Origin of the sequence: Citrobacter sp. wls613 (assembly GCF_005281195.1) — a bacterium.
Taxonomy (GTDB): domain Bacteria; phylum Pseudomonadota; class Gammaproteobacteria; order Enterobacterales; family Enterobacteriaceae; genus Citrobacter; species Citrobacter gillenii.
This window is the reverse complement of record NZ_SZXN01000030.1, coordinates 1,703-2,585: the sequence shown is the minus strand read 5'-3', so window position 1 is coordinate 2,585 and position 883 is coordinate 1,703. Positions and strand designations below refer to the sequence as shown.

The window sequence follows — 883 nt, the reverse complement described above, 5'->3', positions numbered from 1 at the left end:
CTCAGAGGAAGAGATAGCCACGGCAACTGGTCGCTCCATTTACTCAGTCAGAAGCAAGCGTGACGCGCTGGCCCGCTCCGGAGGATTAACTATGCGTGAATGGTCAACGGAAGAGTTAGCAATACTCATGCGCTACACCAACGCAGAAGTAACAGAGATTACCGGTCGGAGTATCGAAGAGGTCGGAGATAAGAGGCTGTCTGTGAATATTGAGCGGAATGGATGGGATGTAAGAAATCCTGAACGGGAGGATTAATGACTGATTACACCGGCAGCAACACGCCAGCAGATCAGCGTGATTTGTGGCGCACACCACCGGCACTGTTCGCAGCGCTTGATGCTGAGTTCTGCTTCCAGTTGGATGCTGCAGCCGCGCCGCATAACTCGCTGTGTCGCAAGTTCATCACAGCAGATCAGGACACGCTGGAAACTCCGTGGGGCGATTACCTCACCATTCCCGGTTATGCATGGCTAAACCCACCTTACAGCGACATCACGCCATTCGTGAAGAAGGCCGCTGCTGAGAGCAAGAACCAGATCGGAACGGTCATGCTGGTTCCGGCAGACACTTCGGTTGGCTGGTTCAAAGAGGCAATCCAGACTGCAAGCGAAGTTCGATTCATCACCGCAGGGCGGCTGGCATTTATCAACCCGGTTACCGGTAAGCCAGTCAGCGGCAACAATAAAGGGTCGATGCTCATCATCTGGCATCCGTACCCGCGTACACACTGCCACTTCGCAACTGTGGAACGTGACGAATTGATGTCTTTCGGAGCGAAACTCCTCGCCCGCCGGGAGGCAGCATGACACCAGAACAGGATAACGCTATCCGCACACAGGGTCGTAAATGCGTGGCAGAGATTCAGCAGGCACTGAAATGCAG

1 protein-coding gene and 1 pseudogene are annotated in these 883 nt (G+C 54.2%); both read left to right on the top strand.

Translation table 11 applies throughout. From position 1 onward, the window contains the following. Window positions 1-256, top strand: a pseudogene (locus tag FDX01_RS23145) (hypothetical protein); the annotation flags it as partial. Continuing rightward, window positions 256-807 carry a phage N-6-adenine-methyltransferase gene (locus tag FDX01_RS04280; RefSeq protein WP_137399289.1) on the top strand — a complete coding sequence of 184 codons (552 nt, stop codon included), beginning with the start codon at window positions 256-258 and terminating at the stop codon, window positions 805-807. The pseudogene FDX01_RS23145 and the gene FDX01_RS04280, both read left to right, overlap by 1 nt. Window positions 808-883 lie beyond the last annotated feature (76 nt).